At 59.8% G+C, this 24,717-nt stretch carries 22 protein-coding genes and 3 pseudogenes; 20 read left to right on the top strand and 5 right to left on the bottom strand.

Annotation, left to right across the window (positions count from 1 at the left end; translation table 11 throughout):
• Positions 1–601, bottom strand: a 601-nt coding sequence (locus tag ACVIIW_RS37035; RefSeq protein WP_456705543.1) for a DUF4172 domain-containing protein, incomplete at its 3' end; no start/stop codon positions are given.
• A gap of 647 nt (positions 602–1,248) precedes the next feature.
• On the opposite strand from ACVIIW_RS37035, the gene ACVIIW_RS37030 reads away from it, so the two are divergent.
• Together ACVIIW_RS37030 and ACVIIW_RS37025 are read left to right on the top strand one after the other, a co-directional pair.
• Positions 1,249–1,437, top strand: a complete 189-nt coding sequence (locus tag ACVIIW_RS37030; RefSeq protein WP_456705542.1) for a hypothetical protein — start codon at positions 1,249–1,251, stop codon at positions 1,435–1,437.
• A gap of 211 nt (positions 1,438–1,648) precedes the next feature.
• Positions 1,649–1,774: a type IV secretory system conjugative DNA transfer family protein gene (locus ACVIIW_RS37025; RefSeq protein WP_456705541.1), complete on the top strand. Its 126-nt coding sequence runs from the start codon at positions 1,649–1,651 to the stop codon at positions 1,772–1,774.
• Between the two features lie 144 nt (positions 1,775–1,918).
• Here the strand turns inward: ACVIIW_RS37025 and ACVIIW_RS37020 are convergent, their stop codons facing one another.
• On the bottom strand, positions 1,919–2,965 hold the full coding sequence (locus ACVIIW_RS37020) for a LacI family DNA-binding transcriptional regulator (RefSeq protein ID WP_456705540.1): 1,047 nt from the start codon (positions 2,963–2,965) through the stop codon (positions 1,919–1,921).
• A gap of 227 nt (positions 2,966–3,192) precedes the next feature.
• On the opposite strand from ACVIIW_RS37020, the gene ACVIIW_RS37015 reads away from it, so the two are divergent.
• From ACVIIW_RS37015 to ACVIIW_RS36985, 7 genes are all read left to right on the top strand, one after another.
• Complete coding sequence (locus ACVIIW_RS37015) at positions 3,193–4,266, top strand: ABC transporter ATP-binding protein (RefSeq protein WP_456705539.1); 1,074 nt, start codon at positions 3,193–3,195, stop codon at positions 4,264–4,266.
• A 95-nt stretch (positions 4,267–4,361) separates the two neighbouring features.
• Positions 4,362–5,579, top strand: a complete 1,218-nt coding sequence (locus ACVIIW_RS37010; RefSeq protein WP_456705551.1) for an ABC transporter substrate-binding protein — start codon at positions 4,362–4,364, stop codon at positions 5,577–5,579.
• Between the two features lie 74 nt (positions 5,580–5,653).
• Complete coding sequence (locus ACVIIW_RS37005; RefSeq protein ID WP_456705550.1) at positions 5,654–6,556, top strand: carbohydrate ABC transporter permease; 903 nt, start codon at positions 5,654–5,656, stop codon at positions 6,554–6,556.
• Entirely contained in the window at positions 6,553–7,407 is an 855-nt protein-coding gene (locus tag ACVIIW_RS37000) for a carbohydrate ABC transporter permease (protein WP_456705538.1), read from the top strand. The genes ACVIIW_RS37005 and ACVIIW_RS37000 overlap by 4 nt, the downstream gene beginning before the upstream one ends.
• Positions 7,404–9,422, top strand: a complete 2,019-nt coding sequence (locus ACVIIW_RS36995) for an alpha-glucosidase (RefSeq protein ID WP_456705549.1) — start codon at positions 7,404–7,406, stop codon at positions 9,420–9,422. Before ACVIIW_RS37000 ends, ACVIIW_RS36995 begins: the two co-directional genes overlap by 4 nt.
• Before the next feature lie 451 nt (positions 9,423–9,873).
• Positions 9,874–10,152, top strand: a complete 279-nt coding sequence (locus ACVIIW_RS36990; RefSeq protein WP_456705537.1) for an SAM domain-containing protein — start codon at positions 9,874–9,876, stop codon at positions 10,150–10,152.
• 123 nt (positions 10,153–10,275) lie between these two features.
• On the top strand, positions 10,276–10,752 hold the full coding sequence (locus ACVIIW_RS36985) for a DUF3833 family protein (protein ID WP_456705536.1): 477 nt from the start codon (positions 10,276–10,278) through the stop codon (positions 10,750–10,752).
• A 74-nt stretch (positions 10,753–10,826) separates the two neighbouring features.
• Here ACVIIW_RS36985 and ACVIIW_RS36980 read toward each other — a convergent pair whose 3' ends face one another.
• Entirely contained in the window at positions 10,827–11,111 is a 285-nt protein-coding gene (locus tag ACVIIW_RS36980) for a DNA -binding domain-containing protein (RefSeq protein ID WP_456705535.1), read from the bottom strand.
• Positions 11,112–11,305: 194 nt separating this feature from the next.
• Positions 11,306–11,704: a transposase gene (locus ACVIIW_RS36975; protein WP_456705534.1), complete on the bottom strand. Its 399-nt coding sequence runs from the start codon at positions 11,702–11,704 to the stop codon at positions 11,306–11,308.
• 1,933 nt (positions 11,705–13,637) lie between these two features.
• Between ACVIIW_RS36975 and ACVIIW_RS36970 the strand changes: the two genes are divergently transcribed.
• The 11 genes and pseudogenes from ACVIIW_RS36970 (at position 13,638) to ACVIIW_RS36920 (ending at position 24,221) form a co-directional block, all read left to right on the top strand.
• On the top strand, positions 13,638–13,799 hold the full coding sequence (locus ACVIIW_RS36970; protein WP_456705533.1) for a hypothetical protein: 162 nt from the start codon (positions 13,638–13,640) through the stop codon (positions 13,797–13,799).
• 329 nt (positions 13,800–14,128) lie between these two features.
• Complete coding sequence (locus ACVIIW_RS36965) at positions 14,129–14,263, top strand: hypothetical protein (RefSeq protein WP_456705532.1); 135 nt, start codon at positions 14,129–14,131, stop codon at positions 14,261–14,263.
• Between the two features lie 309 nt (positions 14,264–14,572).
• A pseudogene (locus ACVIIW_RS36960) lies at positions 14,573–14,674 on the top strand (DUF2934 domain-containing protein); the annotation flags it as partial.
• 967 nt (positions 14,675–15,641) lie between these two features.
• Positions 15,642–15,851, top strand: a pseudogene (locus ACVIIW_RS36955) (integrase arm-type DNA-binding domain-containing protein); the annotation flags it as partial.
• Positions 15,852–15,912: 61 nt separating this feature from the next.
• Positions 15,913–16,176, top strand: coding sequence for a phage integrase central domain-containing protein (locus ACVIIW_RS36950; RefSeq protein WP_456705531.1), 264 nt, complete (start codon positions 15,913–15,915; stop codon positions 16,174–16,176).
• Positions 16,177–16,401: 225 nt separating this feature from the next.
• Positions 16,402–16,806, top strand: coding sequence for a hypothetical protein (locus ACVIIW_RS36945; RefSeq protein WP_456705530.1), 405 nt, complete (start codon positions 16,402–16,404; stop codon positions 16,804–16,806).
• Positions 16,807–17,944: 1,138 nt separating this feature from the next.
• A complete protein-coding gene (locus ACVIIW_RS36940; RefSeq protein ID WP_456705529.1) occupies positions 17,945–18,601 on the top strand; it encodes a DUF2865 domain-containing protein in 657 nt (218 codons plus the stop codon).
• 262 nt (positions 18,602–18,863) lie between these two features.
• Positions 18,864–19,493, top strand: a complete 630-nt coding sequence (locus ACVIIW_RS36935) for an ABC transporter substrate binding protein (RefSeq protein WP_456705528.1) — start codon at positions 18,864–18,866, stop codon at positions 19,491–19,493.
• 31 nt (positions 19,494–19,524) lie between these two features.
• Positions 19,525–19,875 (top strand): ABC transporter substrate binding protein, encoded by a 351-nt coding sequence (locus ACVIIW_RS36930; RefSeq protein ID WP_456705527.1) that lies wholly within the window; start codon positions 19,525–19,527, stop codon positions 19,873–19,875.
• 913 nt (positions 19,876–20,788) lie between these two features.
• Positions 20,789–22,846 carry an ATP-binding protein gene (locus tag ACVIIW_RS36925; protein ID WP_456705526.1) on the top strand — a complete coding sequence of 686 codons (2,058 nt, stop codon included), beginning with the start codon at positions 20,789–20,791 and terminating at the stop codon, positions 22,844–22,846.
• Between the two features lie 385 nt (positions 22,847–23,231).
• Positions 23,232–24,221: an ABC transporter substrate-binding protein gene (locus ACVIIW_RS36920; RefSeq protein WP_456705525.1), complete on the top strand. Its 990-nt coding sequence runs from the start codon at positions 23,232–23,234 to the stop codon at positions 24,219–24,221.
• Positions 24,222–24,408: 187 nt separating this feature from the next.
• Here ACVIIW_RS36920 and ACVIIW_RS36915 read toward each other — a convergent pair.
• A pseudogene (locus ACVIIW_RS36915) lies at positions 24,409–24,687 on the bottom strand (integrase core domain-containing protein); the annotation flags it as partial.
• Positions 24,688–24,717 lie beyond the last annotated feature (30 nt).

The raw sequence follows: 24,717 nt of genomic DNA, 5'->3' as shown, positions 1-24,717 counted from the left end.
GATGCGCGATCGCAGCCTTGATTAGTGGGTCGATGTTCTCTTCGGTATTGTACCAGTCGAGAAACGCAGTCATTTCGGCATCGAGCTTGTCGGCAATCGGTGCTTCGTAGTGCACGCGCTCACGTCCGTAGTCACCAGAGACGACCTGCATCGGTCCTGACGAGGCATCGCGCCAGGCTCCAACAGCGATCTTCTTCATGTTGCTGCGGCCGGTCGGAAACAGCGACGCATGCCAGCCAAACAACCTTTCCGCCGTGAGCTCGGCTTTGAACTTCTGGGTAGCGTCGAGCATCATCTCGACAACGCCCTCGACGTTGCGATCGGCTGATGGCAGAGCGCCTGCGTCCATGCCGAGGCGACGCGCCAGCGAAGAGCGCACCGCGTCCTTGTCGAGTTTTTCCCCCTCGATTTCACTGGACTTGAGGACTTCTTCCGTCAGGCTCGTGAGGACAGCCTCCTCCTGCTGGGGGAAGCCGAGCGCCTGCATCCGACCGATGAGCTGGCCCTGGCGAAGCCGCACGGCCGCGAGCTGCTTCGCCAAGGCGTCGCCATCCCAGGAAAATTGAGGCCAATCAGGTAGTTGGTGGATATAGTCCCGCATTCCCCGCACTCCTTGCGGAGAATATGGCGGCCTTTCCCCTCAACCGCAAGGCTAATTACCGCAAAATATGCGGGGAATGGCGCCAATTCTCCGCATCGGACCGGACCCGCCAGCCCCGAAACAGGATCCGTTGGAGCTTCCGCCTGACGCCCTCCTTTGAACTTCCACCAAGAAATCCAAGCCGCCGAGGGATCGCCGGGTGCTGTCTCCATCGCCAAAGACGTCCGCCGATGGCTGCGCGCGAGTTCGCGCGCTTATACCCATTTCGCGAAGTGAGTATAACACGCCGTTTTTTTCAGATACGGGGTCGATGCGCACCGTCGAACATTGCGATCGAGTAGGGCGGTCGATTCGTTCTCTCCCAATCGGTACCGGCTCGTGCGCGGCGCACATCGAAGCGAGCTCGATAATTGATCCAGCTTGATCGCGCCGTTCACAGTCTATTGAGCAGCTTCCTCAAAGACGCCGAGATTGGCGCATCAACGATCTCGCATCGATAGGCTTGATCGACGCGGATCTCGTAACCGATTTTTATTCAGGTTGAATGCGATGGCGTCTGCCGCTTTTCATCTCGCCGCGCTCGTTCGCGAGAGTTGAGTGGGTCAGAAAATGTTCCGGCGAAAATCTAGGTCGGCCAGATCGTCGTCGTGCTCGGCATCGTGCCGTCTCGACGTGGGGCACAACGCAATGGACCTGCCGCAGCTCTCGGCTATCAGCAGCGCCTCGGTGACCCCTGGTTCTTGATTGTCGGCTATCGTGTTTATCTGCCCTGGCGATTGTTCGAATGGTGGTTTGCCAATGAGGGCTATGCGCCCGAGGTGTTCGAGGAAGGTTGAGCGATCGCTGCAGCTGACGACATCGCGGGCGCGGTTTTTGCGATCCTCAATTCGGTGTGGCGCGCGCGCCAAAGCCAGTTGGTGACGACTTACGGTTCGGCACGCTGGGCAACGCCGAAGCAAATCAGGGCGGCCGGCCTGTTCGCGTCCAAAGGCGTATCTGGGGCGCCTCGGGAATAACTATCTGCGCCACGATGGACCGGAGCACGTCATGTGCTTTGCGCCGACTCGCTCGAGCAAGGGCGTGGGGCTGGTGTTACCCACATTGCTGTCGTGGACCTCGTCTGCGGTGGGTGCACGACATCGGCCGAACCATGGCTCAACTGTGAGATCCTGAGCGAATGCTGGATACCTGCGATTCGTGAGAGCTTGTTCACGATAAGGTCTTCAAGAGCGTCGACGTCTGATACCATGACGCAAAGGAGATAATCGCTATCGGTTGATCGGGGATCCCGCGGCAAAAGCGCCATCGTTCCGATCATCAGCTGCTTTGCCGATGTAGCAGGGTGAAGCGCGTGTCGATGACGGCTTGTTCCGATTCGGCACCAGAGTGCGCGAGCCGCGTGATGATCAGTCGCGCAGCTTCCTTCCCGATGAGGTCGCCGGGCGGGCGGATCGTCGTCAATGACGGATTTGCGGCCGCGCTGAAGCTCAAATCGCCGAAGCCCATCACCGACAGGTGCTCGGGGATCGCAATGCCAGAGCGCTGACATTCGAAGATCACGCCAAGTGCGATATGGTCGTTAGAGCAGGCGATTCCATCGACGTTTGGCAAGCGATGCACGGCCTCGCCGAGCAGCATGGCGCCAACTTCGGCGCTCGCTGGTGCAGGGTGCTGGATGACCTCTGCCGTGACATCAGGCGCGTTTCGCGCCGCTTCGACGAAGCCTTGGGCGCGCCGAGCCGCGCGGCGATCCTCATGCAGGCGGGCGCCGAGAAACAATAATCGCTTGCGCCCGCGCTGAAGAAGATGCGAAGCAGCGGCATGACCGACCTGGTCGTGGTGAAAACCGACCGCCATGTCCATGGTCGGGGAACCAAGCTCCCAGATTTCGACAATCGGCACCTTGCTGTCGCGGAGCAGCCTGCGCGTTGCGGCGCTGTGAGAAAGGCCAGTCAATACGACAGCGGCAGGGGCCCAGGCGAGGGCGGTGCGGACGAGATTCTCCTCGTCGTGTTCCCTGTACTCGCTGTGGCTGAGCATCACCTGCAGCCGCTGCTTGCTGAGTTCTTCCTGCAGGGCCGCGACGGTCTCGGCAAAGAACGCATTGCGGACGGATGGCACAATGATGCTCACGACGCGCGACGAGGCGGCCGCCAAGCCACCAGCCATCAGGTTCGGCACGTAGTCGAGCGCTTCGATAGCGCGTGCGATCGCCTCGCTCGCCGACGCCGAGACCGCATCGGGCTTTCTAAAATAGAGGGACACCGTGGAAGGCGACAGCTCTGCGCGTGCCGCTACATCCATGATCGTGACCCGTTGCATCTTGCGCCGGGTGCGTAGGGGCTTTGATGCGGCCATTGCCATGGTGGCTCAAGATAATAGCGCTATTATGTATCCGAAGCTCTGAAAGGCTACAACCGCATTCTGTTTACCGAGCGATATAGTGAGTATGACCAGCTAGATAAGATAGTACTCCCGTCTTCATCCGCAGGATCGAGCCGGTGAGGGTCCGTCGTTGATTTCTAGAAATCGCAGCGCTACTATGAAACATCACGGCGCTGCAAGAACCGTTGGGACGGGAGAACGGGCTCATGGCTTCGGTCAGCCTGCGCAAGCTTGAGAAAAGCTACGGCGCGTTTCGCGTCGTCAAGGCGATCGACCTCGATATCATGGATGGCGAGTTCGTCGTCCTCGTCGGTCCGTCTGGGTGCGGCAAGTCGACCACGCTGCGCATGATCGCCGGCCTCGAACGCATCACCGGCGGCGAGATCCGGATCGGCGACCGCATCGTCAACGATCTGCCGCCGCGCGAGCGCGACATCGCCATGGTTTTCCAGGACTACGCGCTCTACCCGCACAAGACCGTGCGCGAGAACATGGGCTTCAGCCTGAGGGTACGCGGTGCGAATGCGGCGGACGCTGACGCCAGGATTAGGGACGCGGCGGAGATGCTCGGCATCACCCATCTGCTCGACCGCCGGCCGGGACAGCTCTCCGGCGGTCAACGTCAACGAGTCGCGATGGGCCGCGCCATCGTACGGCGGCCGCAGATCTTCCTGTTCGATGAACCGCTCTCCAATCTCGACGCAAAACTGCGTGGTCAGGTGCGTACGGAGATCAAGCGGCTGCATCAGACGATCGGGACCACCATCGTCTACGTCACCCACGATCAGGTCGAGGCGATGACTTTGGCCGATCGCATCGTCATCCTGCGTGGTGGCGACATCGAACAGATCGGAACGCCCGAGCAAGTCTACAATCATCCGGCTAGCGTTTTCGTCGGTGGCTTCGTCGGCGCTCCCTCCATGAATTTTGCGAAGGCCAGGGCCGCTCAAGGCTATCTCGAATTCGCAGATGGCAACCGTCTGCCGCTTGCGGGCATCGCCGGCACAAAGCTCTCGGCGGCCGACGGGCGTGAATTCATCGTCGGAATCAGGCCCGAGCATTTCACGCGCCTGACGTCGGATGTCGGCATGAACAGCCAGGTTCAGGTCGTCGAGCCGCTCGGGTCCGATACGCTGGTGCATTTTACCGTGGGTGGCGCGACGTTGACTGCGCGGCTGCCGCCCGAGCTGCGCACGAAAGCCGGCGAAGCGATCAAGCTGGGGCTGGATCCCGCCAAGATTCACCTGTTCGATCCGGAGACCGAGCGCGCCTTGCAGTAAGAGCCCCGCAGTGAGACCTCGTCAGCAGATCAGTCAAGCCACGACAATTGCGATTTTTCCGGGAGGACGGCATGAGTTCAGGACGCGTTTCAAGGATGGCGGGATCGCTGCTCGCGTGCGCCGCGGCTGCATTCGCAACCGGTGCATCCGCCGAGACCACATTGAAGGTCTTCGTCACGAGCCAGGGGCAGCCCGCCATCTGGCGCACGCTGCTCGATCAGTACGAAGCACGCAATCCCGGCATCAAGGTCAGCGTCGAGCTCGGCGGTACGACCTCGGACATGCAGGCGCAATATCTCAATACGGTGCTCACGGCGAAGGACTCCTCGCTCGACGTTCTGATGCTCGACGTTATCCGTCCGGCACAGTTTGCGGCAGCGGGCTGGACCAGCCCGGTCGCAACCGACATGTCTTCCTATCTGCGTGCCTATGCCGAGGCGAACACGATCGACGGCAAGGTGGTGGCGCTGCCCGCCTTTGCGGATTCCATGTTCCTCTATTATCGCAAGGACCTGCTGGACAAATATGGGCTCCAGCCGCCAAAAACCTGGGACGAGCTCGCGGACGCCGCGAAGAAGGTTGCGGACGGCGAGAAGAATCCGAACTTGCAGGGGCTGTCGTTCCAGGGCAAGGCGATCGAAGGCGCGGTCTGCACCTTCCTCGTGCCGTACTGGAGCCAAGGCAAGGTGGTGACCAAGGACGGCAAGCTCGATTTCGATCGCGAGGCGGCGACCAAATCGCTCGCGCTGTGGAAGGGCTTTGCCGACAGCGGTGTTGCCAAGAAGAACATTGCCGAGGTCGCGACCGACGATACGCGCAAGGAATTCCAGGCCGGCAACGTCCTATTCGCGGTGAACTGGGCCTATGCATGGGCGATGTCGCAGGGCGCCGAGTCTGCGGTATCAGGCAAGGTCGGCGTCGCACGGCTTCCGGCAATCAAAGGCGGCGAACAGGCGACCTGCCTTGGCGGCTGGGAGTGGAGCGTTTCCGCTTTTTCCAAGCATCAAGACGAGGCGAAGAAGCTGATTGAATATCTGTCGAGTCCCGAAGTTTCCAAATACGTGGCCATCAACGGCTCGTTGCTGCCGACCTACGGCAAGCTCTATAAGGACGCCGACGTGACCAAGGCGGTGCCCTGGTTCGCCGAGGCGCAAGCCATCGTCGAGACCGCAAAGCCGCGGCCGGTGACGCCGCGCTACAACGAGGTCAGTGAAGCGATCCGGACCACGGTCAATGCGGTGCTCGCGGGTGCGACCACTCCGGCGGACGGCGCCGCCCAGATTGAGGCCCGGCTGAAGCGGATCATCCGCTAAGGCGCGTATTGCAATCCGGATCAGACCTGGTGACAACGAAATCGACGTTCAAAAGCGAGGCCGATCGCGCCGTCATGCGGCGTCTGTGGCTGTCGCGCTGGTCCGATCCTGGTGACACTACGCTTGCCGTGATACTTTTGGCGCCCGCAGCGATCCTGCTCGGCGTGATGATCGTCTATCCGGTGAGCCGGCTGATCTACACGAGCTTTCTCGACCTGTCGCTGACGTCGGGCCTGCCGGCGCGGTTCGCGGGGCTCGCGAACTTCAAGCAGATGCCTGATGATCCGGTGTTCTGGCAGGCGACCTGGAACACGGTGCTGATCACGCTCATCACCGTGCCCGGCTCGCTCGTTGTCGGGTTCGCACTCGCGCTGCTCGCCAATCTGCCGTTCCAGATGAAATGGCCGGTGAGGCTCTCGCTGCTGATCCCCTGGGCGCTGCCGCTCTCCTTTGCCGGTCTAATCTTCGGTTGGTTCTTCCATTCCGAGTACGGCGTCGTCAACGATGTGCTGCGCCGGATCGGTCTGCCCGGCGTGATCTGGTTCAACTCGCCGCGGCTCGCCTTCGCCGCGATCTGCCTTGCCATCATCTGGAAGGCCTCGTCCTTCATGGCGATGATCATTCTCGCAGGCCTGCAAACCATTCCGCGTTCGATTTACGAGGCCGCCGACGTCGACGGCGCTGGGCGCGTGCGTCGGTTCTTCGAGATCACGCTGCCGCTGCTCAAGCCGACGATCGTCGTCGCGCTGATCTTCCGCACCATTACCGCACTGCAGACCTTCGACATTCCCTACATGATGACGGGCGGGGGGCCGGGTACCGAAACCGCGACGCTCGCCATGTACATTCATCAGAACACCGTTTCGTTCCTCGACCTCGGCTACGGATCGGCGCTCGCAGTTGTGATGTTCGGCCTGTCGATGCTGGTAACCGCGCTTTACCTGCGCATGATCCGCGGCAACGGGGCCGCATCATGAGCACGGCTGTCGCCTCCACGTTCGACTCGGCTCTCTCAGGCAAGCCGCTGCGGGCCATCGCCTCGTTCATTCTCGTCGTCAATGGCCTGTTTCCGGCTCTGTGGATCCTGCTGACCTCGTTCAAGACCGAGGCCGAGCTCACACAAAAGCCGATCACCTGGCTGCCGCAGGCAGCGACGCTGCGAAACTACTTTCAGGCGTTCTCCGATCAGCCGCTGCTCACCTTTCTGTTCAACAGCTTCATGGTCGCGCTGCTCTCGACCGCGCTCACGCTGCTGGTCTCGGTGCTCGCGGCCTATGCGCTCGCGCGGCTGAACTTGCGGTTCAGGGGGCTGATCATGGCCGTCATCATCGCGGTCTCGACCTTTCCCCTGGTGACGCTGCTGGTTCCCCTGTTCGAGACCATGCGCGCGCTCAATTTGCTGAACTCGTGGACAGCATTGATCCTGCCCTACACCGTGCTGAGCCTGCCCGTATGCACCCTGGTGCTGACGTCCTTCTTCGAAGGCATTCCGCGCGATCTTGAAAACGCCGCCATGATCGATGGCTGCACGCGGTTTGGTGCGCTGTTCAGGGTGGTGGTGCCGCTGTCGGCGCCCGGCGTCTTCACGGCCGGCATCCTCGCCTTCGTCAACGCCTGGGACGAATTCTTGCTGGCCCTGTCGTTTAACTCCAATCCGGGATTGCGGACACTGCCGGTCGGTATCCAGCTCTATCAGGGTGAATTTGCGTTTCCTTGGCCGGTCATCTCGGCGGCGCTCGTCGTCGGGATCGTCCCCGTCGCGATCCTGATCATAATCTTCCAGGAGCGTGTCGTCTCGGGGCTGACCGCAGGTGGCATCAAGGGCTGACGGAAAGGCCGAGAGGAATGCACTTGAAACTCGAGACGACCCCGTCTGGCTTTGCGCTATCGATCTCGGGCCGCCAGATTCTCGCCCACAGTGCCGCGGCGCCATGTTTTTTTGTCGGCCGAGGCAACGACAGCATCGAAATGCACCGCGGCCGCTTCGCGATCGAGGATCGCCTAGCCGAACGCTGTCCGCTCGCGCATGCCGAGATCGACGGTAACACGATCATGCTGTCCTCGGCCAAGGGCCAGCCTGCTCGCCTCGCGGTGACGCTTGAGGGCGATGCGCTGAAGCTGCGGTCGCTCGATCCCTCTGTGAACCGGTTCTGGCTGCGTGTCGTGGCCAACCGTAACGAGCATGTCTGGGGTGGCGGTGAGCAATTCTCCTATTTTGATCTGCGTGGACGACGGTTTCCGTTATGGAGCTCGGAGCCGGGCGTCGGGCGCGACAAGACCACCGAGATTACCTTCAAGGCGGACGCGGTGGGCCACGCCGGCGGCGACTACTATCACACGAACTATCCGCAACCGACCTACATCTCCTCGGCGCGTTATGCGCTTCACGTCGAGACGTCAGCCTACACCGTGTTCGATTTTCGCGAGGACGGGTTTCACGAGATCGAGGCCTGGTCCGTTCCTGGACGCATCGAGCTATTTGCGGCGCCGTCGTTTGTCGCGCTGGTGGAGATGCTGTCCGCGCGATTCGGCCGTCAACCGCCGCTTCCAGAGTGGATTTACAATGGCGCGATCGTCGGCCTGAAGGACGGCGCGAACTCCTTCGCTCGCCTCGCGAAGATGTGCGCGGCCGGCGTCAAGGTTTCCGGTCTCTGGTGCGAGGATTGGGTCGGAATTCGGCCGACCGCCTTTGGCGCGCGATTGTTCTGGGATTGGAAGGCCAACGAGACGCGTTATCCGGGCCTGCGGCAGCGCATCGCCGAATTGAACGATCAAGGCATCCGCTTTCTCGGTTACGTGAACCCGCATCTCTGCAACGATGGCGTCCTATTCGAGGAGGCCGAAAATGCCGGATTCTTCGTCAAGGACGCCTCGGGACGAACGGCCCTGATCGATTTCGGCGAGTTCCACTGCGGCACCGTCGATTTCACCAATCCGGATGCCGCGGCATGGTTCTCGGAGGAAATCATCGGCAAGAGGATGCTCGACTACGGCCTATCCGGCTGGATGGCAGATTTCGGTGAGTATCTGCCGGTTGACGTACGTCTCGCCAGCGGCATCGATGCAAGACTTGCGCATAACCTTTGGCCGACGCTGTGGGCCGAAGTGAATGCGAATGCTGTGGCGAGCCGCGGCCGCACCGGCGAGGCCGTGTTCTTCATGCGGTCCGGCTTCACGGGTGTGCAGAAGTGGTGCCCGTGGCTCTGGGCCGGCGATCAATCGGTCGACTTTTCCAGGCATGACGGGCTGGTCACGGTGATCTGCGCCGCCCTGTCGTCGGGATTGCTCGGCAACGCGTTTCACCATTCCGACATCGGCGGCTATACTAGCCTGTTTGGCAATTTGCGCACGCCCGAGCTGGTGATGCGTTGGAGCGAGATGGCAGCCTTCACGCCCGTCATGCGCAGCCACGAAGGCAACAGGCCTCGTGACAATCTGCAGCTCGACGGCGATCCGGCGGTTCTCGAGCATTTTGCCAGGATGACCGCGATCTACGTTCACCTCTCGCCTTATCTCAGGACGTTGTCGCTGGAAGCTGCGCGCCGGGGCCTTCCAGTGCAACGTCCGCTGTTTCTTCATCACGAAGACGATCGGCGAACCTACGGCATTCAGGATTGCTACCTTTATGGCCGCGATCTGCTCGTCGCGCCCGTCTGGCAGGCGGGCCAGGATCAGCGGAGCGTCTACCTTCCGTCAGGGACCGATTGGACTCATGTGTGGACCGGCCAGTCATTTGCCGGTGGGCACGAGACATCGGTCGCCGCACCGTTGGGGCGACCACCGGCGTTCTATCGCGCGGATAGCGAATTCGAGGCGCTCTTTGCGGGATTGCGCCGGGTGTAGCGGCCCTGTCGGCGTCCGGAGAAGACGTCAGCAATGGGTCCAAGAGCGGAAGTAGGCGCCTCTGCACTTCAGAACCTCAGCCACTGCTCCGTCTAAGTATAAATGAAGAGCATTCCGTGGGGCAGCCGTGTCTACGGCTTCGCCGCAACACGAGATGCTGGCCGACGTCTCCGGGTCACAAGCGGGCATCCTGGTGCTGTCCGACGTGCGGCCCGAAAGCCAGCATTAGGTCGATTGGGAGAGGACAGTTCAACAGGAAAGCGGCGGTCGACTTACTCAAACAAACCTCCAGGCGGCATGCAGCGCTCGGTCGGGCGGCTGCGATTTCGTTGCGTTGTGGTGAGCAGCACCAACCCTGGCGATCAAGCCTATCGAGAGTAACTCCGTCATCGTGGGCTCAGCGTAAGCCGAGAGTCGCTCCGGTCGAATTTCTGGATTTGATGAGCATCCATTGGGTAGAGCTCGGCTACGCGATCCACTCAATACACAACCACGTACTTCGATTGCCGAATGGCTGACGACCGTCGGGATGCTCGAATACGCGACGCGGTTCGCCGAGAACGACATCGACGTTTCGGTGCTCGGCCAGCTCACCGATCGCGACCTGAAGGAGCTGGGCGTCTGGCTTGGTGACCGGCGCAAGCTGCTGGCGAACATTGCCGAATTGTCGGCGTCGGGCGCCAGTCCGATGGCGACCGCACCGGCGCCAAGCGGCGACGGGCGGTATTAGTAGTTTGAAGGACGGGCTGTGGATTGTTGAGCGCCCCGAGCGGAGCATGTGCCGGAGAGCCAAGTAGGAACCATTGGCAGAAAGGAGATTTGGTTTACTAGATGCATTTCGAAGGGTTTACGTATGGCGATCGCTGCTTTTAGAGGAACAACGCCGCTGTTTCTCCCTGAACGTTTTTTCATCGGGCGGCTAGAAGGTTGGGCAGTGCTCGAAAGTCTAGTTGGTGGACTACTGAAGCGCGCAACGATTGCTGGTCACGGCGAACTAGATGCGGAGACTGATACAGTGCTTTTCATCGAGGCATATACATTTGACGATGGTCATAGCGACACTCTGCATTGGACGATCCGAAAAGGTGAAGAGGGCAAGTACACGGGCCTGGAAAATCGACTGGAAGGTGAAGCCATTGGGGAGCAAGCCGGTTGCGCATTCCATTGGAAATACACGCGCGATACACCGCAAGGGGACGGCAAATCGTTCAAGTTGAATTTCGACGATTGGTTTTATGGAATCGATGAACAAGCTTGCATAGTCCGGGGCCGTGCTGGCCGTGCTGGCATCCCATTTGCGACGGCGCACGTTACTTACCACAAGCTTTAGCTTCTGGTGTACGCCGCTGCCACGGTCCCCGGCCACTGGCGCAGCCGCACAACGGCATGACGCCGCTGGCTACTTTAGTTAGAAGCTGGCCAGCCGCGCAACCGCAGCCTGTAACCGTGCTCGGTCATCCATTTGGCGCGTTCGAGATGACTTTCAAAAGCCCGGCGGGCGCGGGTGGGTTCGCGCTTGGGATCAATGTGCAACACGAGCTGCGCCACCTCGCGCCAATCGGCCCCCGCCGCGTCGGCATCCAGCAGACGCAGATACGTGACGGCGTGTTCATGGTCGTAAGGGGTCAGGGCGGCTGTACCAGTCGGCGCTGTGTCCGCGACATCTGGATTGGCAGGAATAATTCGCATTCATCGAGCCTCAAGAAGGTGGCTAGTGGCCCGCCATTCTGCGCGAATGTCCCGCCACTCATAGTGTCGATTTCAGCACCACGTGGTGCGCCGCCCCTACCACTCTCCCGGCGGTCCTAGAAATCCCGCTCCTTGGGCGCTACGCACGGCATTTTGATTTACCGGGCGTTTTTCGCCGCCCCCGCGGCCAGAGCTTAGGGGCGCGGCCCCTCGGCGCGGCGCAACGGCAGGCCCGCCGGTTTTGGCTCCCCCACGCGCTCCGCGCGCGGTCCCCCCAAAAAAGTTGCTTCAGCCCTTGCCCTTGCACACCTCGCTGCTCGCCCACGAGGGCTGGGGTTATGGCGGCTCTTTGCCGCGCACAACCCCCCGCCGCAAGGAAAAAACCATGAGCAACAGATCCAACAAATCCGCCGAAGCCCGCAAAATCGTGATGGTGCCGCTCGAGCCACGGAACACACCGAGTCGCCACTCGCCACGATCTCCGCGACGATCCGCGCCTTGTCCTCGTCGCTCCACTTCCGCCGACGACCGGCTCCGGTGAAGACCTCAAGCCGCCGCACTGGCTCCGTGATAGCAGTATGCACTGTGTCCATTCTAAGCCTAACGGTCCAAACCGAACCGCAGACTCGCAGATCGCAGGTGGTCACTGAACAGCGCTTACGCTTTAGTGGACGAAGGGAAGACATCAAAGAATTGAAGGCTCACTCCAAGACGCGGACGCCGGTCGTCAAAATCGCGAAGATGACCAGGCGAAGCGAGGTTCGCTATGTCAGAAGGCACTGTCCCTAGGGATTGGTCTCGGCCATTAGCGGTAGTTGGGAGCCTTGTCTACGATGCTCGGCGTTTTACTCAATCGTCGGCCATGTCGGACTGAGAGCGGCGCACAATCTATTGTCGCGAGCGATTGGCGCGCGCGTCGATATACAACGCGGCGGTAAAGGTGAAGGCTAAAGCCAACACGCCCACTCCTGCCGTAACCAACAGGCCTGCAAACATGGTTCGACCATTATTGCTGCAGGCTCGGGACGACAATTCACGTTATGCTACGGGCGTGAAACAAACAGGGCGAATGCGCTGTTTCCCCGTGAATGTAGTACCTCAGTTACAGCATTTCCCAGTAATCGCTGCTAGGCATCTGGGATCCAGAGGAGGTCCAGCGTGTCAACAGATGCTCAAAACCCCGACCGGGACCAAAGCCGCGCGAAGGTTGTGCCGGGTTACACGGGTTTCCACCTTTCTCCCTCCACCCTCAATGAGGCAAAGTCGGCAAAAGCGGCGGAAGGTTCCACTGACTATTACTTTCCGGAGAGATGGAGTTGGGGGGCGCCCAGGTCGTCCAAATTTTGGTAGAATTCGGTCGAGCCTACCAACCGTGATTTCCTTGTAGATGAAGCGGGTGAATCAATCGCAACTACTGCGAGAGATCAAGGACCAAAGCCACCGGATTTAGCGCAATCTTATTGCGCAATCGGCTGAGGATGCTGCGAAGCATCAGAGTTTCCGAAGCGGTGCCTGCACTTTCTCCGCGGTGGGCGAGTCAGATCGCTCGTCAACGGGTCCGGACCCCCGAGATTGCCCGAGCGGCCCGGCTAGCGGACTTGGATCGCCGGGCGAATCCTTCTCTCCGCGCCTGCGTTTCAACGCCAGCCCGACCACTCCAAGAAACACCAGAACTGTACCGGCCACCATAAGCCAGTACGGGTAGCCTGTTCTCAAATCGAAAATTTCGTCCATCGACATGAAACTTAGTATAAGTCGGCAACGCGCTCGGCGTACAGGCTGCGCGCGGCGCTGCAGCCTTTACCTGATCGAGCATGAACTGAGCTCTGAGACGCTTGCAGGCGTTCTCGATATCCAGTCTTGCTCGATAACTGCTGACACCAGGAACGAGGCCTACAAACTCCGCACGAAAGTCGCCCACGTCCCCCACAGGTTTGATCAGGATGTTTTTTGGATCAAACCCGACGGCATCGGCGAGAAGGAGTTCGAGCTGAGCAGCACTCCTCTCCTGCATCGATCGTTTCCTTCAGCCTGTGCTTACGCTGCCTAACGGATCGGATTTTTCCTCTTCATAGCTTCGATCCCGGCTTCGGTGATCTTGTATCGCCGAAAACGGGCATCTTCTTCGATCCAACCCTTGCAGCGACCAAGCTGAGCGTTGAGCATTTGTGTGATCGTAAGTAAGCAGATGGCGAGATCTGCCGAGGAGTGGTCACGGGGTCCCGTCAGAGAGGAAGTTGCCAAAATTATTCGGCCCACCTGAGCAAACTTGGATTTGGAAGTAGCAACGCTGAGACGAGCAGGATCGGACATTCGTCCGAAACAAAGGCACCCATCGCTGATAAGATGCGCTCGCGTAGCCTGGAGGTCAGTGAGCGCGCTAAATCGCGTTGTGGCATATCCGGCGGCAGGCCCAGACAATCATTCTGTGAGCCGACCAGGATGAGGCTCGGGGCGCTATCCCCGAGTGCGCAACCATGGAACAAACAAGGCCTACCCGCGCTTAACCAAGTCAGGAGGCCGGCTATGTTGCGACTAAAGCCGTCTCGCCCTATCCGCACGACGCTCGATCTTGCCGACGCGAAGCAGGTGAAGTCTGTTCGGAAACGTTTCGGCATCTCCGATGCTGATTTGATTCGGACTGCCGACAACATCGGTAATTCATGCCGCCATACCGAAGCAAGTTGAACTCGAAAGAGTGGCGGCACTTGAATACTGCAGCTCCAAGAAAGAGCCCGCGTCCCTAGCGTAGAAATCTGCAGCCCTTCTATTAAGGAGGAAAATGCCATGAACGGCCTCATTTACCTGATAGGGTTGATAGTTGTAGTCGCGGCTATTCTTTCGTTCTTTGGCTTACGATAACGCCTCGCAGGCCGCTTGAGAGGCCGACCCAGCTGCTTGGCGCCGTTGAGCCTTTCGAGCGGCGAGCGCCAGACGGTCGCTGGGCAGACGCTGTGCTTTTTGAGACGCGCGAGAACACGCTTCCATGAGACAACTAAAATTAGCGATTCCGTAAAATGGATGATCCACACCAAGTAAACACGATCATTGCGACGACGATCGCGGATTTCTTCAAGGGACATCCTGACGCACAATGTGGAATTGAAGAAGCTAAGCTCTTGGGAAAGCAGATTATTGAAGCCCTGGAATGAGGCGGGCCTCCAGGTTAACCCAGTTGATCCGGCGCGGCCGTCCGCTAACTCCGCCTCATGATTTGCCCAGGCGCTCATAGTTGCACCGCTTTTCACGGTCGAACGTAATTCGAGCAAAGCCGCCTAGCCGCAAAGGTCGCGGTCATGGAAAACGAGCAGGAGTTAAAGCATCATATTGAGCTGGCTACACGCGCTGCGGCCTACATTAAAGATGAGACCACGGTGCAGCGGCTATTGCGATTAGCGCAGGATTAAGCGGCTCTTTGCGGCGCCGCGGCGGCCACAAATCAGGGCGAGGCTTACGAGCTCTGGGAACAGAGTGGGTGCCCTTCGGGGCGCGATTGGGATTTCTGGCTCCAGGCTGAGCGGACAATCGTCGACAAATTCAGCCGAGATGACGACACAAGGTAGTAGCCCAATGACGCCGTTGCTTTGGCCCCACCCGCTTCATGGGAAAAATCACGATCTGTTTTGCAGCGGGACGCCCCTGGAGGAGCGCTGGCCGGAATGTACAGCGAAGTAGATCTTGAGCAACGGCACGAGCCATGTACGCTCGACGACGAGCGGTCTTTGATAATTCTGTTTGAGCGAGAGACGAACGTGTTTGACTGGATCAAAGCTGACCCGCGACGGAAGGCAGTCCGAGAGGATCGGCAATATGTTGTTGGCCGAACGCAGCGCTTCCTAGGAAGTTACTTATCGTCAGATGGGTCCGGCAAGCAACGGTTCGTCCCGTCATTGATCCGCTTGCGGAGGACGCACAGATGGCCAGAGCCACTGCTGAAGCTGCGCTCGTGGTAGTGAAGCGCCGGAGCCGTCGTGGAAATGACGGGGGAAGACCATTCGGCCATTTTCATCACGGATGCTTACGCTACTGTAGCAATGGCATATCGTCGCGCCGCGGGCACATATACGATCGATCAGGACATGCAGCAGCTTGGCACCGCTGCAGTCCATCTTCTGACCATTGCGACGTCCTACATGACAGCTCACCCTCCAGCCGGAGGAAGTTGAGAGGCGAGCGCTCAGCCCTGCGGCTTATGTATTCGGATAGAGTAGAGATATGCGGGCGCGCCTCGGCCCAGCGGGGCGACAGTGTCCTTATCGTTAGCGTCCAACTAGGTTCAATAAAATCCAATTAGCGCTGAGTTTCCGTCACCTAAGCTGTGGGACCATCCACGTCAGTCCACCTTCGTCCTGTAAAATCCCAAACAGAATGTGGTATGGAATGTGGTATGGACCGGCGGCAACCACAGAAGGCTCTATCTGCTCTGCGAATTAACAAGCTGACTCAGCCGGGCCGATATGGTGATGGCAACGGCTTGTACTCGTCGTCGATCCATCCGGTGCAAAGCGATGGGTCCTTCGAACTGTTGTCCGAGGCAAACGGCGCGACATCGGCCTTGGCGGTCTGCGCCTAGTCTCCCTGGCTGAAGCGCGACAAAAAGCACTGGCGTATCGAAAACTGGCCAGAGAGGGTGGGGACCCCATCGAAGCCAAGCGCTCAGCCCGGGCGAAGATTCCAACATTCGCGGAAGCCGCGAGATCCACGATGGAACAGCGCCGCGGTGGTTGGAAGAAACGGTAAGGGCATGCCGATCAGTGGATGAAGAGCTTGGAAGGCAATTGAAAGCATCGAAACAGCAGACGTGCTGCTGGTGCTGTCACCAGTCTGGCTTTCTAAGCCGGAAACCGCGCGGCGCATCCGGCAACGGATAGCAACAGTCCTGGACTGGGCGAAGGCTGCTGGGTACCGCAAGGGCGACAATCCAGTCGACGGCGTCCGAATGCGGCTTCCTCGGCAGAACGAGAAGCGCCGCCACTTCGATGCGATCCCCTACGCCGACGTACCTGCCTTCGTTAAGCGGCTCCCCGAGGCGCCTACCGCCGAGTTCGCGCGACTAGGGCTTTAGTTTCTGATCCTAACTGCTGCTGCTCGAACGAACGAGGTGTAGAGAGCCCAGTGGGGTGAGGTGGACCTGGAAATGGCGACTTGGGCAGTCCCCGCCGGCCATATGAAAGCGGGACGAGAACACCGTGTCCCGCTGGCGCCGCGCGCAGTCGAGATACTTCGCGCCGCCCGCGCCTTGAACAGCGATTCAGGTCCGATCTTCCCAGGACGAGACTTGAGCTCTCCGATGTCGAACATGGTGTTTTTGATGATGCTGCGCCGATTGGGCGTCACCTCACGGTCCATGGCTTTCGTTCAGCGTTTCGGGACTGGGCCGCAGATACGTCTTCATCGGTTGCGGTTAGGGCCATCAGCCAACAACAAGACCCGCTCCTTGAAGATGCGCACGATGACTCCGAGCTTGCCGCCCGTAGTCGGCCACGACGACCCTTTCTTTTGGCGAACTCTCCTTGAGATATTCTGCCGGACCTATATCGCCGCTTGCGGCCGTCCACCGGAATGGTCGAAAGAACGTAAGGTGGCTCTAGGATTTGACCTGATCCAAATTTGGGAGGAGCATTTCAAGCAAAAAGAGATGGAGCCGAAAGGAGGCTTTGAAGACCTTGCGAGAGAAAGACCCCTACAAGACTAAATATAAGGAGGGGGGAGGTGGAGGGTCAGTCTGAAGGCTGTATCCGATGTCGCCAAACAGATCGAACCTATGGAAGAAACGAGCGGCGGACACCCCATGATTCGCCTGGCGCGACATTACAGCGATCTATTCCTGCCGGCGCTCGATCAGCACAACGGGAACCCAACATAACTGGTTTGCCGATAGGGCTCAGACAACAGGCACATTAATTCTCCCTGTTTTTAGTTCGAAGGAAAGCAGACGCTCACGGCATTCGACATTGCGTGAGGTTCTGCATGTCTGACACAAACTCTCGAGCCCTGTGGCGGCTTAGCGAAATTATTAGGCCCTATGGGCCATTGGCGTTGGCGAGGAGGACGTGGTGGGCCGGGGTCAAGTCCGGTCGCTTTCCCGACCGGTGAAGCTCGGGCCGCGCATCACCGCTTGGCGCGATAGTGACATTCAGAAGCTCATCGATCACGGCATCGAGCCGACGCTCGGAAACGCTGCGCATCCTCATAAAAAGGCCGCGGAGCCGCGGTCGTGAAGAAGGATCTTAATCGAGAACAAGATCTTGCAACGCCATTTGAATTGCAACTCGGCGGGGCGCGAACCGCATTTCGCAGTGGTTGCGTGTTCTCAGCAGGGCCGGCGCCGCGACGGATTACGATTTTGTCAAGTTGTTGGCTGAATGCGCTAGGCGCGACGAAAGAATCAGCGAACTCATGAGGCTGAATCTTGCCAGCGCCCAGGGACCTGATCCGCGGAGGGCATTATGGCCAGCGGTTATTATCGCACAAACAGGCCGAACACATGGCTGCTCCGACCAATCCTGCGACGTGAAGATTCTTCTTGCCAACCCGGAGCCGTCCACACCCACAGCGCTGCTATGTCCGATCCCCAAGAGATGACCCGACCAAGAGCATGCTGCTGCCCAGGGCAGCCTTTGACCCGCACCGGACTTCGGTCGGTTTTAACGCGGCGCGAACTCCGTGGGATCACGGCTCCTTGTCCCATAACGGCCGGAATGTGGCGCTTGCGCCGCCCGCTCGCCTATTTATTTCCCCTTCTCCGCCCAGCTTAGAGCGCGTTTCGTATCCACGTTTGACGCAACGCCCTCAGTACTGAAGAGAGTTCCTTGCGTCCGGTGGAGCAAGCGATGCGTACCGAATTGTCCTTTCACTGCAAGCTGCGCCACATGCTTGTTGCTGTTGCCATCGTTGGCCCCGTGGTGCTGACGCCCGAAATGGGTGCGGCCGAGGGCTTGCTTGATTTCTTTTTCGGTGGCGGCCAGAAGCAACAGCAGCAGACCTCGTCTTTTAACAACAATCCGCAATCACCACCGCCGCGGCCGGTCGTCGTAAGCGCGGGACCTGCTTTCTGCGTGCGCAGCTGCGACGGCAAATATTTTCCGCTGATGCGCGGCGCGGCGTTGCCGGCGCAGATGTGCCAAGCCTTCTGTCCGGCAAGCCCCACCAAAGTGTTCTTCGGCTCCAGCATCGACAGAGCCTATACCGCAACCGGCGAACGATACGGCGATAGCGAAAACGCCTTTGCCTATCGGAAGGCGCTGCGAGCCGATTGCACCTGCAACGGCCACAATCCCGCCGGTCTTGCGTCAGTCGATCTCGCGATGGACGGCTCGTTACGCTCGGGCGACGCGGTCGCTACCGCTGACGGGCTCGTCGCCTATTCCGGCATACGGGTCGGCAACGACCAGAGCCCAGATTTCACGCCATTAGCGTCTTCCGAGTTGACGCGCACGCCGCTTCCGGCGGCGACCATCACGCCGAAGCCGGTGCCTGGGCGCGACTAACGCATAGATGCGGATTGATGTTGCAATCAATGTCCGACGGTCACCTCTTGCAGACCTCCTTTCGTTGTCGGCCCGTCGCTGACGTTAGCCCAGAGCGCAAGTATGTCCGCTTACGAAAGGTGACCGGACCAAGTTCATGCTGGTCGACGAGGGTAGCCTTTGACCCGAAGCCGATCTTGCGGTCCTTAGTCATCGCTCTTGCGCCGCGAAAAAGTGCTAACCTTCTCATCCCACAGGCGTGGGTCCGTGGAGGGAGGGGCGCATGCGACGGCGGGACCTTCTTGCAGGATTGTTGGCGACGACAACGGCCACCGCGGTGCGAGCTGCCGAGCCAAACAGGGTCTACCGGCTGGCGTTTTGCAATCATTTCAAGCGGTTGCCGCGGGGGCCCATTGCGATCCGCATATTCGACCGCTTACGCCAGCTCGGTTACATCGAAGGTAAGAATTTGATCGCGGATGGATATTTCGCTGAGGATCGGCCAGAACGCTACGCGGAGATCGCACGCAAGGCTGTCCAGGCAAAGCCCGATGTGATCGTGGTGTCGTGGGACAACCAGCTCCTAGCGCAGGTCGCTAAAGAGACATCCACGATCCCGATTCTTTGGCAAATGCCATCGCTCGACGCCGGATTTGTGCGCAACCCTGCTCGGCCGGAAGGCAATATCACCGGTTTCGCCTTTGACGCCGGGACGGAGATGCAGGGAAAACACCTCGACATCCTGCCAAGCTGTCCCATCTGCGTCCCGTATCGCCTATCTCTCAAACCGCTACGATTGGGAAGGGACTTGGGGGCATGCGGTTGTCCAGGCTGGGCGCAGTTCGGGCATTTCAATTATCGGCATACCGATGGACCATTGGGTAGAGGACGAGGACTATCGTCGAGCATTTGAGACCATAGGCCAGCAGTCCGCAGACGCGCTCATGTTTAACGGGCTAGGTGGTAATTTCACTCACAGAAAACTCATCGCTGAATTAGCCTTGAAATATCGACTGCCCTCGATTGGTTGGTCTCCCGATATTGTCGAGAACGGTCCCGGACTCCTCTCTTACGCGGCGGACTTGAGCGATCTTACGGACCGCTTTGCTAATGCCGTGGGCCAAGTTCTCAATGGCACCAAAATAGCGGATATCCCCGTCTCTCCGCCGACGAAATTCATCCTCGCGATCAATCTAAAAACAGCAAGGATGCTCGGCCTCGAAATACCCGCCGGATTGGTCGCCCGCGCGGACGAGGTGAGGAATTGTGAAGGGTTTCGGATGCCGGCCGCATGACTGACGGCGCGGCGTATTCGGGCGGCCGGCGTCCGAAACCCTTCACAGCAGCGCCATCCAGCGATGTCCGCTCTTGCTTCATTGCCGGCAGCAAAGCGGACATCAGGTGAGCCGGAGCTGAGCGCTCCGATCAGGCCGCTAGCTAAGCGGACTTACTCGTCGTCCTCGTCATCTTCTACCTCCTCTTCGTCGTCCTCATTCTCGTCTTCTTCCACCTGGATGAGAGTGGCGAGCGGCATCGTCTCACGGAGCAGGTCGCCTTCCATGTCCATCCAGAGGCAGAGCGATCAGACCGGACAGGGCTACCGGCGGCCATCCGACGCTTTTGAACTCCATGCGGTCCGTCTTTTGCAGCGGCGGTTAGTAACAGGACCACCGGCAGCAAAAGCCGGCGGCTTGATTGCATTCCTTGGTTCCCCCAAAGGCGCTGAAATCCTACAGTGCCGGCGATCAAGATTCTTACCAGGGATATCGCTTGCTGCAGCCCGAACAAGTTCCCGACCTGGGTCAGATAGATCGCAAGTGGTCCATTCGGCGCAGCTTAGTGTTCGGAGGCGTTGGGCTCGTCACCGTGGCCTTGCTGATCTGCGCCATGGGCATCTACGTCTTGCTCTATCGGCCGCTGGTGAAGGAGCTGGCGGCGTCGGAGAGCCGCCGTGCCGCCGTCCAGGTGACCGCTGATTTCGAGACGATCTTCGTCAGGGTCGAGGCGATCGCTCGCCTCGAACGCGAATGGGGACTCAAGGGACTGATCGATGTCGATCGTCTCGACGCCTCGAACGCTCTGCTTCGCCCACTCCTGAAAGGGACCAGCGGCATCACCTCGTTCGCAATCGCGCGCGACGACGGTCGCGAGATCCTGATCTCGTCGGAAGCCAACGGGCGCTGGTTCAACCGCCTCACCGATCCGGACGTGCGCGGCGGCGTCGGGCGCTTCATCAGTTACGATGAGAGCGACCGGGTGGTCGGCGACGAGCTGCGAAAGACCGACTACGATGCCAGAAAGCGTCCGTGGTTTCTGGCCGCCGCAGCGATGCCGAAGGACGACAATATCCATTGGACGGCGGCCTATCGGTTCGTCTCGTCCGGCGAGCCGGGCCTGTCGGCGGTGGTGCGGTGGACCGCTCCGGACGGCCATCGCTACGCCATCACCAGCGATGTGTGGCTCCGTGAAATCACGAGCTTCACGCAGCAGGTCCGTTTCACCAATTCCGGACTGGCGGCGATTTTGACCGACGCCGGCGAGGCGCTCGGTCTCCCGCGCCATCCGGGATGGACGAGCGAGACCGTCAGGAAGGCATTGCTGAAGCCTGTCGACGCGCTCGGAGTGGCGCCGCTAACGGCGTCATACCGAGCCTGGCAGGCTCGCGGGCGTCCTTCTAACGAGATCATCCCGGTCGAGGAAAGCGGAAACCTCTGGTTCGCATCGTTCCATGCGGTGCATCCTGCAGGTCAAACCTTCTGGATTGCAACGCTCGCGCCCTCAGCGGATTTCGGATGGGTGGGCGCGGGCAAGCTGGCGATTGGCGCAGCGCTTGTCGTCGGCTGCATAACAATCGCGTCGTTTGCCGCGATATGGTTCGGCACGCGCATCGCCCGGCCGATCGAGCAGTTGTCGGCTGAAAGTGAGCGCATCGGGCTCATGGAATTCTCTCGACCGATCAACGTGGCATCGTCGGTCGACGAGATCGATGCGCTGGCCCGCTCCCTCGAAAGGATGAGATCGAGCTTCGTGCAGGCCCAGGACGAATTGAACAGCAAGGCCGAGCTGGAACGGAAACTGGTGCAGGCCCAGAAAATGGAATCGGTCGGCCAACTCACAGGAGGCGTTGCGCACGACTTCAACAACATGCTCACCGTCATTCTTGGCACCATAGAGATTCTGAAGGACGGCGTTGCCGGCAATCCAGAGCTTTCCGCCATCGCCAAAATGATCGACGAAGCCGCCAAGCGCGGCGCGGACCTCACTCATCGGCTGCTCGCCTTCTCCCGTTTGCAGCCGCTGCAGCCGCGCCGAACGGACGTCAATGCGCTGGTCATCGATGTGGGCCGGCTTTTGCGGCCGATGCTCGGCGACAACGTCGAGATCGTTTCGATGTTGGCGGACGATGTGTGGGCCGCCCTGGTCGATCCGAGCCAACTGAGCAACTCTCTCGTCAATCTTGCCGTAAATGCGCGAGATGCGATGCCGGCCGGCGGCAAGCTCATGCTGGAGACCGAGAACGTCCAGCTTGACGAGGACTATGCGAGTGCAAATGGCGACGTTCGTCCGGGACCTTACGTGATGATCGCCGTTAGCGATACCGGGCAAGGAATCCCCGCCGCGATCCGCGACAAGGTGTTCGATCCGTTCTTCACCACGAAGCACGCCGGGAAGGGATCCGGGCTCGGCCTCAGCATGGTCTACGGCTTCGTCAAGCAGTCGAACGGCCACATCAAGATCTACAGCGAGGAGGGATGTGGAACGACTGTTAGGATCTATCTGCCGCCGGCAGGGGAGCACGATGAGGGGCAGGCGCGTGCCCAGCCGGTGACGCAGGTCGAGAGGGGAACTGAAACAATTCTGGTGGTCGAGGATGAAGCATTGGTGCGCGACTACGTTGGCGCTCAGCTGCGGAGCCTCGGCTATACCGCGATCCTCGCGAGTAACGCCGCCGAAGCGCTGGCCCGCATCGAACATGGTGATGCCGTCGATCTGCTGTTCACCGACGTAATCATGCCCGGCCTCATGAACGGGCGTCATCTCGCCGACGAGGCCGTGAGGCGGCGGCCCGGCCTCAAGGTGCTCTTCAGCTCCGGCTATACCGACAACGCCATCGTGCATCACGGGCGCCTCGACCCGGGTGTCCTCCTGCTGGCGAAGCCCTATCTCAGGTCGGATCTTGCCCGAATGATACGCACGGCGCTGGCCATGCGCACGCCCGATGGGGATGCTGCCGCTCGACCAGAGCCGCCCGGATCGCTCTCATAGTCGAGTTGATCATCACGATAGGCGCTCCCCGTCCGAGCGAGGTGCTCGGACCAGGCCGGGCTCAGATGCGCCTACTCGTCGTCCTCATCCTCATCTTCGATTTCCAGGCGTCCCAGCGTGGCAAGCGGTAGCGGCTCGCGGAACAGATGACGCGCTTGGCGAGGCCTAGCGCCGGGCCAATTTTTTCCGCTCTTGGCCGATGCTGCCTACCCCGAGGTTGGTCCCAAGTGTCGTCTGTCGAGTGTAGACCGGAAGCGCCTTGCGGGGGCTAGACCGCCCCGATTTTGACCCAAAGGCGACCTGCCGTCCTCATCTTACCGCTCTGACGGCGTGAAAAAAAATGCTAACCTTCTCAGCCCACGAGCGTGGTCCTTGAGGGGGTCACATGCAACGGCGCGATCTTCTTGCAGGATTGTTGGCCACGACAACGGTGAGCGCGCTGCGGGCGGCTGAGCCAACCAAGGTCTATCGCGTGGTGTACTGCGTCCATGTGAAGCGCCCGAAGCCTCCTTCGTCCTTTCTCGCGAGATTGCTTGAGCGCTTGCGGCAGCTTGGCTACAGCGAGGGCAAAAACCTGATCGTAGACATATATGGCGCGGAGGATCAGCCCGAACGATATTCAGAGATCGCACGCAAGGCGGTCGAAGCAAAGCCCGACGTAATCATGGTGTCGTGGGACAACCAACTCTTAGCGAAGGTCGCTAAAGAGACATCCACGATTCCGATTGTTGCATACATGCCATCGCTCGACGCCGGATTTGTGCGTAACCCTAACCGGCCTGAGGGCAACATTACTGGAATCGCTGCGGACGCGGGGATTGAGATGCAAGGGAAGCACCTCGATATTCTGCGGCAGGCCGTTAGCTCCGCATCACGTGTTGCCTACCTTTCAAATCGCTACGATTGGGAAGGAGTTTGGGGACGCGCAGTTGTCGAGGCTGGCCGGGCATCAGGAGTATCAATAATTGGCATCCCGATGGACCATTGGGTCGACGAAGAGGACTACCATCAAGCATTTGAGACTGTGGCTCAGCAGTCGGCCGAGGCACTCATGGCTAACGGGCTTGGTGGCAATTTCACCCACCGATATCTTATCGCCGAGTTAGCGTTGAGATATCGGCTTCCGTCCATAGGTTGGTATCCGGACGTTGTCGAGAACGGTCACGGCCTCCTGGCTTATACGCAAGTCGACAGCGATATACCGGAGCGGTGGGCTAACTCGGTGGCCCAAGTGCTCAAGGGCACAAAGATAGTGGATATCCCCGTCTCCCAACCAACGAACTTCGTCCTCTCGATCAACTTGAAAACTGCAAAAACGCTCGGCCTTGAAATCCCTGCTGGATTGGTCGCCCGTGCTGACCAGGTAATCGAGTAGGTTTTTGTAGTGCGGAGTTTAGTCTGGAATTGGCCCATCGCTGCCGCATCCCACGGCCGCAGCTGTGTCGGCTGTCAGAGCTAGACCGGACCTAACTTAAACCGGGCCAAACCGTCGCGATTGACCCGAGGCAGGCGTCCGTCCGTGGACCCGCAAAGCAAAAACTACCTGACCTGCCACTGAATTTTCATCCAGCAGCAGTTAGAGTCTCGGGGGTTTGTACGCCAAGTGGCGCGGGTGGAGCAACGGACGATCGGCGGAGCTGGTCGGGGTTGCGCAGCCGATCGTCCGTTGCGGTGAGGTGGGCGGCGTAGGCCGCGGGGGTCAGGTATTTCAGCGACGAGTGGGGACGCTGGAGATTGTAGTCGGCGACCCAATTGGCGATTTTGGCGCGGGCATCATCGAGATCGAAGAACAGAGTCTCGTTGAGTAGCTCATCGCGCATCCGGCCGTTGATGGGGAAGACGGCCCCGCTTCCTCGGCGCCGGCGATATAC

The sequence above is a fragment of the Bradyrhizobium sp. USDA 4449 genome (genome assembly GCF_054056275.1).
The sequence above is the reverse complement of the archived record's forward strand: the minus strand, read 5'-3'. Positions and strand labels throughout refer to the sequence as shown.

Bases quoted from the DNA above. Each gene is read 5' to 3' on its own strand.
- ACVIIW_RS37025 (WP_456705541.1), top strand. From the start codon at position 1,649: ATGTGCTTTGCGCCGACTCGCTCGAGCAAGGGCGTGGGGCTGGTGTTA.
- ACVIIW_RS37020 (WP_456705540.1), bottom strand. From the start codon at position 2,965: ATGGCAATGGCCGCATCAAAGCCCCTACGCACCCGGCGCAAGATGCAA.
- ACVIIW_RS37015 (WP_456705539.1), top strand. From the start codon at position 3,193: ATGGCTTCGGTCAGCCTGCGCAAGCTTGAGAAAAGCTACGGCGCGTTT.
- ACVIIW_RS37010 (WP_456705551.1), top strand. From the start codon at position 4,362: ATGGCGGGATCGCTGCTCGCGTGCGCCGCGGCTGCATTCGCAACCGGT.
- ACVIIW_RS37005 (WP_456705550.1), top strand. From the start codon at position 5,654: ATGCGGCGTCTGTGGCTGTCGCGCTGGTCCGATCCTGGTGACACTACG.
- ACVIIW_RS37000 (WP_456705538.1), top strand. From the start codon at position 6,553: ATGAGCACGGCTGTCGCCTCCACGTTCGACTCGGCTCTCTCAGGCAAG.
- ACVIIW_RS36985 (WP_456705536.1), top strand. From the start codon at position 10,276: ATGGCGATCGCTGCTTTTAGAGGAACAACGCCGCTGTTTCTCCCTGAA.
- ACVIIW_RS36980 (WP_456705535.1), bottom strand. From the start codon at position 11,111: ATGCGAATTATTCCTGCCAATCCAGATGTCGCGGACACAGCGCCGACT.
- ACVIIW_RS36975 (WP_456705534.1), bottom strand. From the start codon at position 11,704: ATGGACACAGTGCATACTGCTATCACGGAGCCAGTGCGGCGGCTTGAG.
- ACVIIW_RS36970 (WP_456705533.1), top strand. From the start codon at position 13,638: ATGTTGCGACTAAAGCCGTCTCGCCCTATCCGCACGACGCTCGATCTT.
- ACVIIW_RS36965 (WP_456705532.1), top strand. From the start codon at position 14,129: ATGGATGATCCACACCAAGTAAACACGATCATTGCGACGACGATCGCG.
- ACVIIW_RS36945 (WP_456705530.1), top strand. From the start codon at position 16,402: ATGTCGAACATGGTGTTTTTGATGATGCTGCGCCGATTGGGCGTCACC.
- ACVIIW_RS36940 (WP_456705529.1), top strand. From the start codon at position 17,945: ATGCGTACCGAATTGTCCTTTCACTGCAAGCTGCGCCACATGCTTGTT.
- ACVIIW_RS36935 (WP_456705528.1), top strand. From the start codon at position 18,864: ATGCGACGGCGGGACCTTCTTGCAGGATTGTTGGCGACGACAACGGCC.
- ACVIIW_RS36930 (WP_456705527.1), top strand. From the start codon at position 19,525: ATGTTTAACGGGCTAGGTGGTAATTTCACTCACAGAAAACTCATCGCT.
- ACVIIW_RS36920 (WP_456705525.1), top strand. From the start codon at position 23,232: ATGCAACGGCGCGATCTTCTTGCAGGATTGTTGGCCACGACAACGGTG.